Annotated in this window: 7 tRNA genes; all 7 read right to left on the reverse strand. The window is 47.0% G+C overall.

The window, feature by feature from the left end:
• Positions 1-124 precede the first annotated feature (124 nt).
• Positions 125-200: transfer RNA gene (locus ACFSUB_RS17535), tRNA-Ala, on the reverse strand.
• A 9-nt stretch (positions 201-209) separates the two neighbouring features.
• A tRNA-Pro gene (locus ACFSUB_RS17540) sits at positions 210-286 on the reverse strand.
• Positions 287-390: 104 nt separating this feature from the next.
• Positions 391-467 (reverse strand) — tRNA-Arg (locus ACFSUB_RS17545).
• An 8-nt stretch (positions 468-475) separates the two neighbouring features.
• Positions 476-550, reverse strand: a tRNA-Gly gene (locus tag ACFSUB_RS17550).
• A gap of 15 nt (positions 551-565) precedes the next feature.
• Positions 566-641, reverse strand: a tRNA-Lys gene (locus tag ACFSUB_RS17555).
• 97 nt (positions 642-738) lie between these two features.
• Positions 739-814 (reverse strand) — tRNA-Thr (locus tag ACFSUB_RS17560).
• Positions 815-819: 5 nt separating this feature from the next.
• Positions 820-895: transfer RNA gene (locus tag ACFSUB_RS17565), tRNA-Val, on the reverse strand.
• Positions 896-969: the final 74 nt, after the last annotated feature.

The following is a 969-nucleotide window of genomic DNA, read 5'->3' on the forward strand; positions in this document are numbered from 1 at the left end:
AATTGACAGACGCTTGACTTTCATTCAATTTTCAAAGGGCAGTTTGTATGCCGCCTTTCAAAGCGACAATTACAATAATACCAACTCATTTAAGCAGAGTCAATGCTTTAATAAAATTCTTTTTTGGTGGAGCCTAGCGGGATCGAACCGCTGACCTCCTGCGTGCAAAGCAGGCGCTCTCCCGGCTGAGCTAAGGCCCCATTATCAAATGGTCGGGAAGACAGGAGTTGAACCTGCGACCTCTTCGTCCCGAACGAAGCGCTCTACCAAGCTGAGCTACTTCCCGTTCTTTGAGAGAATAAGGTGCGAACCTATTCCCGTCAACTACTTCATTTATTGCATCAGGTTACGTACCTATGCTATGTCTTTTATTAAAAAATTAACTTAAAATGGTGCGCCCGAGAGGAGTTGAACCCCTAACCTTCTGATCCGTAGTCAGACGCTCTGTCCAATTGAGCTACGGGCGCTTGATACATGGAGCGGAAGACGGGATTCGAACCCGCGACCCCCACCTTGGCAAGGTGGTGTTCTACCACTGAACTACTTCCGCATGGATAGGTGAAAATGGTGAGCCATGGAGGATTCGAACCTCCGACCCTCTGATTAAAAGTCAGATGCTCTGCCAACTGAGCTAATGGCTCTTATCGTTTGATACCAACATCTATCAAAAAAAAAATAAACCATATCATGTAAATGGTATTTATTTTCTACACTTCATATTAAATGTGAAAATAAAGGTGGTGCCGGCCAGAGGAATTGAACCCCCAACCTACTGATTACAAGTCAGTTGCTCTGCCAATTGAGCTAGACCGGCATAAATGGTGGAGGGTGACGGGATCGAACCGCCGACCTCCTGCTTGTAAGGCAGATGCTCTCCCAGCTGAGCTAACCCTCCACTAAAAAGCCTGGCGGCGTCCTACTTTCACAAAGGGTTGCCCCTTCATTATCATCGGCGCTGGAGAGCTTAAC

The sequence above is a fragment of the Salibacterium lacus genome (assembly GCF_042684865.1).
Classification (GTDB): Bacteria; Bacillota; Bacilli; order Bacillales; family Marinococcaceae; genus Salibacterium; species Salibacterium lacus.